Annotated in this window: 5 protein-coding genes; 1 reads left to right on the top strand and 4 read right to left on the bottom strand. The window is 62.8% G+C overall.

The window, feature by feature from the left end; translation table 11 throughout:
• Positions 1 to 1,789: 1,789 nt before the first annotated feature.
• The gene (locus ABJP42_RS07760; protein WP_348339760.1) at positions 1,790 to 2,443 is read right to left on the bottom strand and encodes an ABC transporter ATP-binding protein; all 654 of its coding nucleotides are present in this window, start codon (positions 2,441 to 2,443) and stop codon (positions 1,790 to 1,792) included.
• Between the two features lie 19 nt (positions 2,444 to 2,462).
• Positions 2,463 to 3,863 carry a KpsE/RkpR family capsule polysaccharide export protein gene (locus ABJP42_RS07755; RefSeq protein ID WP_348339759.1) on the bottom strand — a complete coding sequence of 467 codons (1,401 nt, stop codon included), beginning with the start codon at positions 3,861 to 3,863 and terminating at the stop codon, positions 2,463 to 2,465.
• A 180-nt stretch (positions 3,864 to 4,043) separates the two neighbouring features.
• On the opposite strand from ABJP42_RS07755, the gene ABJP42_RS07750 reads away from it, so the two are divergent.
• Complete coding sequence (locus ABJP42_RS07750) at positions 4,044 to 4,901, top strand: ABC transporter permease (protein WP_348339758.1); 858 nt, start codon at positions 4,044 to 4,046, stop codon at positions 4,899 to 4,901.
• A gap of 32 nt (positions 4,902 to 4,933) precedes the next feature.
• Here the strand turns inward: ABJP42_RS07750 and ABJP42_RS07745 are convergent, their stop codons facing one another.
• Together ABJP42_RS07745 and ABJP42_RS07740 are read right to left on the bottom strand one after the other, a co-directional pair.
• The gene (locus ABJP42_RS07745; protein WP_348339757.1) at positions 4,934 to 5,983 is read right to left on the bottom strand and encodes a glycosyltransferase; all 1,050 of its coding nucleotides are present in this window, start codon (positions 5,981 to 5,983) and stop codon (positions 4,934 to 4,936) included.
• 252 nt (positions 5,984 to 6,235) lie between these two features.
• A complete protein-coding gene (locus ABJP42_RS07740) occupies positions 6,236 to 7,345 on the bottom strand; it encodes a ParB/RepB/Spo0J family partition protein (protein WP_348339756.1) in 1,110 nt (369 codons plus the stop codon).
• Between the last annotated feature and the right edge of the window lie 16 nt (positions 7,346 to 7,361).

The following is a 7,361-nucleotide window of genomic DNA, read 5'->3' as shown; positions in this document are numbered from 1 at the left end:
TTCAATCTGGGCAGCTGGACCCGCGCCTGCCGCCTAACAGGCCTGAGCCTCGAGATCACCGCCAGCGGGCTGGCAGAACTCCGCATCCATCATCTGCGCCCCGGCGAGCAGCGCCGCCAGATCTACTGCCGGGCCCATAGGTTCACCCCGGAGATGCCACAGCAGGTGGATCTGGCAACGCTGCTCGCCGCCCCTGCCGAGCCGGGGCTGGATATGGACCCGGAGAGGGTGGGTTTGCCAGAGCAAGAGGGGCTTTTGTTCCTTGAGATCCTGTCCCTGGGCCAGCAGGTCACCCTGCTGGGTGCCCGCTTTGCCTGCCCCAATCTGCCCCCCTCCTGTGCCGCTGCCCCTCTGCCACCGCCCGCACTGCCCCGGCTGGCGATCTCAATCACCACCTATCATCGCGAAGATAAGGTGCGCGACACCGTCGATCTTCTGCACCGCTTCCTGACGCGCTTTGCCTTTGGCGACCAAATCCATGTGCAGGTGGTCGACAATGGCCAAAGCGCCGAGATCCGGCCCAGCTCCCGGGTCAGCAGCTACCCCAACCGCAACCTTGGCGGCGCCGGCGGCTTTGCCCGCGGGCTGATCGAAGCCGAGGACCAGGGCTTCAGCCATTGCCTGTTCATGGATGATGACGCCTCTTTCCACATGGAAAACATCCTGCGCTGCTATATGGTGCTGACCCTGGCCCGCGATCCCAGCACCGCCCTGGCCGGGGCGATGATTGGCAATAGCCAGACTTGGGAAATGTGGGAGAATGGCGCCTATTTTGACGGCTCCTGCCATCCGCTGTTCAATGGCACCGATCTGCGTTGCCCCCGGGCGGTGCAGCAGATGGAGCTTTGTAGCCAGGCCCAGCCCGCCACATTCTATGGCGGCTGGTGGTTCTTTGCCTTCCCCATTGCCGCGGTCCGCCACCACCCCTTCCCCTTCTTTGTGCGCGGCGATGACATTAGCTTTTCGCTGGCCAATAGCTTCAGGATTGTCACCCTCAACGGGGTGGTCTCCTTTCAGGAGGATTTCATCGAGAAGGAAAGCCCGCAGACGCTCTATCTGGATCTGCGCAACCACCTGCTGCATCACCTGATCTTTGAGCCCCTGGCGCGCCCGGCCCTTGGCACCGCCAAGATCGCCTGCCGTTTCATGATGCGCTCGATGCTGCGCTGCAAATATGAGAGCGCCGCTGCCCAGCTGATGGCCTGGCGCGATGTGATGCAGGGGCCGGGCTTTTTTGACCGCAATATCGATATGCAGGCGCGCCGCGCCAGCATTGCCGCCCTGATCACCGACGAAACCTGGCAGGCGCTCCCCGCTGGTGCAGGCACCGAGCGGCGCTGCTTCAGCCGCCTGCCCCGGCGCCTGCGCCATTGGCTCGGCCTGGTCAGCCTCAATGGCCATTTGCTGCCCTTCTGGAGCCTCCTCGGCGATCGGATCGTGCTGCAGATCAAGGAGCGCGGGCTGGTCTTTCCCGCCTTTGGCGCCGCCCGGCTCACCTATCTGAACCGCAGCCAGGGCCAGGGCTATCGCCTGCGCCATTCCAAGGCGCGGTTTTTTGGACTGGCCTGGCAGATGAGCGCGAGCCTGCTGCGCTGGCTGCGCCAGCATGACCACCTGAAACGGGCCTACCGACAGGGCTATGACGCGATGACCACCCGCGCCTATTGGGAAGACAAGCTGAGCCTCGCAGCCCGGCGGGCCCAGGCCAGGTCTTCACAGGACGGGTCAGCACCGGCCAATACGACCCAGCCCGCCGCTGTTCAGCCCCTGTCTGCGCAGGCCAGGCGGGCTATTTCATCAGCTCTTCGTGCAGGGCGATCGCCTCTTCCAGATCATCAAAATAATGCACCTTTCCCGCCTCCAGAACCAGGCCCGAGTCGCAGTATTGGCGCAGCTCGGCGGCCCCGTGATTGACCATGATGGCGCCGGACTGGCCCATCCGCTCGGCAAAAACCGCCCGGCTTTTGCGGCGAAAACTGGCATCCCCCACCGCTGTGACCTCATCCACCAGATAGGTGTCAAACCGGATCCCCATCGAGGCGCCAAAGGTCAGCCGCGCCCGCATCCCCGAGGAATAGCTGCGCACCGGCATATGAAAGAACTTGCCCAGCTCGGCAAAGCCTTCAACAAAATTCAGCAGTTCTTTGGTATCCACCCCATAGACCCGGGCAACAAAGCGGATGTTTTCGGCGCCGGTGAGCTGGCCGTGAAACGAGCCCCCCAGCCCCACCGGCCAGGAGATCGTCCCATCGGAGACCACCCGCCCGTGATCCGGGCGCATGGTGCCGGCAATGATCTGCAACAGGGTGGATTTCCCGGCGCCATTGCGCCCCATCAGCGCCAGCGATCTGCCAGTGGGCAGGGTGAGGTTGAGATTGTCGATGACAATCTTGCGCTCGCCTTTGAGCCAGAAGCTCTTGGTCAGGTTTTCAAACCGGATCATGGCGCCAAAGCCTCCTGGATCAGCTGCGGTCGCGGATCGAATAATAGACCAGCGACATAATCGACCAGAGCAGCAGCAGGAACAGGGCCGCCAGCCCGGTGAGCAAAAAGCGCTCGGGATATTCCGCCTCCTGCGCCCGGGTGGGTTTGATATAGGTTGCCAGGTAGCGGCTTTGCCGGATCGCCTCGTCGCGGGCCAGGGCCAGGCCGGCCAGGGCGGCGCGATAGGCCTCTTCGGTATATTCGCGGTCCACCGTCAGCCGTTCGAATTCGGAAATCAACGAGGGGTAATCCTCGCCCACGGCGCCGGTATCGGTATTGGTGGAGGTAAAGGTCTGGCGTTCGATATCGATGCGCTGGCGGATCACATCAATCAATTGTAACGCCTTCTTCAACCGCGGGTCGCCCTCGACCACGGTGCCGCGCAAGAGATCATATTCGATCAGGGCGGTGGCCAGCTGCTGCTGCAGATTGTTCATCACCCCCATACGGCCCTGGATATCGGCCTTGGGGTCGACAATCCGGGTGCGGGTGCGAAACTGGGTCAGCGCCTCGCGGGCCGCCTTCATGTCTTCCACCGCCTCATCGAGATCAGCCTGGGCATAGCCAATGGCATCTGCCCGCGCCTGTTCATTGAGCGCATTGATGCGGATCTGGCTTTCTGCGACGATGGCCTGGGTGATGGTCTGGGCGGTCTCGGGATCAAAGGCCAGCGCCTGCACCTCGATCAGCCCGGAGCTGCTGTCAAAGGAGATGCCGACAATACGTTTCCAATACCACAGCATCTCTTCCTGGGTGGCATCCGGCCAGATCGAAAAGGCCCAGTCCACCGGCCAGTGCTGGCTGTAATGGCTGCGCAGATCCACCACCCGGTCCACCACTTCAACCATCTCCGGGCTCTGGATGAATTCAAACAGAATGTCGCTGTCAGAGGCCGCCGAGGTGCCGGTGAAACTGCTCAGCCCGCCCAACAGGTCATTGGCGGGGCTGCTCTCCTGGCTGCGCACGGTAAATCCGGTGATCGACTGATACTGATCCTGCGCCACTGTCGTCAGATAAAAGATCACCAGCGCAACCGGTGCCAGCACCAGCAGCACAAAGCTGGCAATCAGCCCCCAGTGACGCCGGTGCATCTTGGCAGGGCCAGCCAGCGGAAAGCTCTGCTCGTGCAGTTTTTCCTCGGCCTTGAGCCTTTGCGTATTGGCAAATTCAGCCGAGGCCTCGGCCTCTTTTATCCGTTTGCGCAGGTTTTGCAGCTGGCGCTCTACCGGCCATTCCTCCGCCACAGCCGGTGCCGCAGCCGCCGGCGGTGGCACCGGCACGGCGATATCAGCCCCGGCCCTTTTGGACCCGGCACTCTCGGCCTGTTTTGCCGCCCCTGCGGCTGTCTTGGGATCTTGCTTACCCTTGGCTTCGCTCATGCAACCCCACTTGCTTTCCTCTGGGACATCTGTCGGCCCGCGCCTGATAAATCGCGGCTCAGATCTCCATGCCTTCTGACGCGTAAAACCGCCAGAGGTATTTGTAATTGCCCGTACTATGGACCATAGTATCGCCTGCCGACAGGCCCATCACAACCACAGATTCCCGCGGGGAGCCACATGCCAAGCAGCCGCCCTGCCCTCCCGGACGCAGATCCCACCAGCACCGCCGCCACACCGCTTCCCGCGCAGCGGCCACAGCAGGGCACCAGCCGCAGATTTGCCCCCCTGCGCACCGTGGTGGCGCTGATGCTACGCGAGATGTCCACCAGCTATGGCCGCACCCCGGGGGGCTATATCTGGGCCATCCTGGAACCCCTGGCCGGCATTATCTTTCTGTCTATCGGCTTTTCCCTGGTCATCCGCAGCCCGGCCCTGGGCAATAGTTTCCTGCTGTTCTACGCCACCGGCTACATGCCCTTTGAGCTCTATAACAAGATTGCCAATACAGTGGCCCGGGCGATCAATTTCTCCAGGCCGCTGCTACAGTTTCCCTCGGTGACCTGGATTGATGCGGTGCTGGCCCGCTTTATCCTCAACAGCCTGGCCTCGACCCTGGCCTCGGTGATTCTGCTCACCGGCATTCTTGCGGTGATCGAGAGCCGGGCCGTGATCGACCTGCCGGCCATTGTGCAGGCCATCCTGCTGACCATGCTGCTGGGCCTGGCCATTGGCACCCTGAACTGCGCCCTGATGGGGCTTTTCCCGATCTGGGAGCAGGTCTGGTCGATCATCACCCGGCCACTGTTCCTGGCCTCGGGGATCTTCTTTGTCTATGATGACATGCCAAATTTTGCCCGCGAGATGCTCTGGTACAACCCCCTGATCCATATCATCGGCCTGACCCGTACTGGCTTCTATCCGACCTATACCGCCAGCTATCTGAACCTGCCCTATGTGGTCCTTGTCAGCCTCATCATTCTGACGCTGGGGCTCTTGCTGATGGGGCGCTATCACCGCGAGATCCTCAACAACTGATCTGCCCCCCGGCCCCTGCCAGTCAGTACCAGTCAGCGCGGCTTTGCCCAGTCCAGAACCCTGGCATGGGGCAGCGCGCGTTGGCGCCGCAGCCCGTGCCAGATCGCCCAGCCCATCAGGCGCAAAAACGCCCGCCGCTCGCCCGGATGCACCCGCAGTTTCGAGAGCCATTTGGGCACAATCACCAGGAGCACCGGCCAGAACAGCCAGCCCGCCGCCAGGCGATACAGCATCAGCAGGTTGCGGTGATAATAATAGACCTTCCACAGCGGGATAAACCGACCGCGCTGCGCCTGCCCCGCGCCATCCTTGGCCACAAAGGTGGTCAGGTCATGTTCAAACCACAGCCCAGGTTCAAAACCAATGCGCCCTCCCGCCTTTGACAGCTCCAGCGTATAAATCCCGTCATCGCCATAGATGAACAGATCCGGATCCGGATAGCCCTGGCGCTGAACCGCTGCGGCGGAAATGAAAAACCCGACAAAGGAGGTGACATCGATCTGCATGGCCTCGCCCTCGTAATCCGAGGGCTGCACATGAAAGCCGGAGCGACCGCCGCCAAACAGGGTGCGCAGAAACTCGCGGCGATGCCAAAACGGATTGCGCGAGGGGCGGTTCATCTCGCAGATGCCACCCGCCGGGAAATAAACCGCCGCCGCCACCGCATCCCAGTCCTGCCCCAATGCTCTGGCCCGCTCCGGATCCTGATGCAGCGGCAGGGCGTGAAAGGACGCCAGCCCACCGGCGGCCGGGCGGCCATCATCATCCATCACCACCAGCCAGTCGGGGGCATGGCATTCCATGGCGCGGCGCATGCCCATTTCAAAACCGCCCGCGCCACCGCGGTTGCTGGCAGAGCTGAGGATATCCAGCCGCGGATCCCTTTGGCCTGCCAGCCAATCGCCGGTGCCATCGCTGGAGGCATTGTCCACCACCACCACCGCAGCCAGCTCTTCGGCCGGGCTCTCGAGCAGCCGCGCCAATGTGTCCTGCAATTTGTCCAGCCGGTTATAAGTCACCACCACCGCCACCAGGCGCACCGGCTGCGTTTGACTCTGGGCAGGGCTCTTCTTGATTGTCACGTGCAACTCTCCTGGCCTTCAACTCTGCGCGGGTCTTGATATCAGACAAAGATCACCCCCGTCTCATTCGCCCCAAGCGCATACCTGCGCAGCCCCGCCAAATCCAAGGGTTTTTGCCCCAAATTCATTCGGTTTTGCAGCGCTGCCCTGATAGGGGGTTTGCCGCAATTGCCGCTCAAATGTTTCGCGCGCGAAACATTTGAGGACATCCCAGCGCCGCCCGGATGCGGGTAAATCTGTCTGGAACGCCCGCTAACGGCTTTTGAGCCAGGCCTTCAAGTCCTCAAGAAGCCGCGCATCCACTGCCGCGCCGCTCAACTCAATCCGCTGGGCACCGGGCTGAAACCCCAGCCGCAGCCCCGCCGCCACCTGGGTGGTGATCCGCTCCTCGGCGCTGGCCTCCGGGCCAGGGCAGCGGATCCGAGGCTGCGTGTCGCCCGGGCCGGGCGATACGCCTTGTGTCTCTAAAGGTGGGGTTAGAGGCGCAGTCGCCTCGGACTGCTGCGCAGATGCCAAGGCCTCATTCAAGATCGCCAGCTCCTCGGCAGCGCTCCCCCGCTCAGCCCCCTGCAGTGCTGTGATCAAGGCCTGGGCAAACGCCGCATCCTCCCCCATCTGGCGCACCAGCGCCAGGCCCAGCTTCTCGCTGATGGCGGCGGGAAAAAACAGCACCGCATCCAGCGCCTCCACCAGGGTGACAAAGCTGCCGATCTTCGAGCGTTTGGCCCGGGGCACATTGGCAAAGAGCCCCTGCAGCGCCTTTTTCTGACTGGGGAAAACCCCTTCCTTCAGCGCCCGCACCGCGATACGCGCGCGTTCATAATGGGAAAGATTGACCCGGATTTCATTCTCTTCAACCATGGCCACATAGGCGGCCTCGGCGCTGTCTGGCCGGATCACCAGGGCTTTGACCTGGGCAAATTCAGGCTCTGAAGCCTCACCATAGAGTCTGCGCAGTGCCGAAAGCCGCCGCCAGCCTGAGATCAGCCCCCAGGCCTTGCCGTCCAGCCGACCCTCCAGCGGCACCACCTCGATCGGGGTCTGCTGGCCACGGGCCCGCAAAGACCCCATGAGCGCCGCCATCTCGTCCTCGTCCTGGGCAATGCGATCGCGCACCAGATGGGTCTCATCGATCAGCCCGAGATCAATCTCTTCCACCATCAGCCCCCGAGCGCGGGCCTGTTGCAGCACCGCGCTGACCTCCTGTAGCGCCGCCTCGGTCGAGGCCGCCCCCGCCACCTGGGCAATCGGGGCGGCAGCAGCGCCCGCTGTTGGCAGCGGACCCGCCAGGGCGGATTTACTCTCGGGCGCGCTGGCAAGATAGCTGTCTTGTGCCGGGGAAAGCCGTTTGCGTTTTGCCATCTGCTGATCTCCTCAT

Source organism: Pseudophaeobacter sp., from assembly GCF_039971195.1.
Lineage (GTDB): Bacteria > Pseudomonadota > Alphaproteobacteria > Rhodobacterales > Rhodobacteraceae > Pseudophaeobacter.
The sequence above is the reverse complement of the archived record's forward strand: the minus strand, read 5'-3'. Positions and strand labels throughout refer to the sequence as shown.

Bases quoted from the DNA above. Each gene is read 5' to 3' on its own strand.
- ABJP42_RS07750 (WP_348339758.1), top strand. From the start codon at position 4,044: ATGCCAAGCAGCCGCCCTGCCCTCCCGGACGCAGATCCCACCAGCACC.
- ABJP42_RS07740 (WP_348339756.1), bottom strand. From the start codon at position 7,345: ATGGCAAAACGCAAACGGCTTTCCCCGGCACAAGACAGCTATCTTGCC.
- ABJP42_RS07760 (WP_348339760.1), bottom strand. From the start codon at position 2,443: ATGATCCGGTTTGAAAACCTGACCAAGAGCTTCTGGCTCAAAGGCGAG.
- ABJP42_RS07755 (WP_348339759.1), bottom strand. From the start codon at position 3,863: ATGAGCGAAGCCAAGGGTAAGCAAGATCCCAAGACAGCCGCAGGGGCG.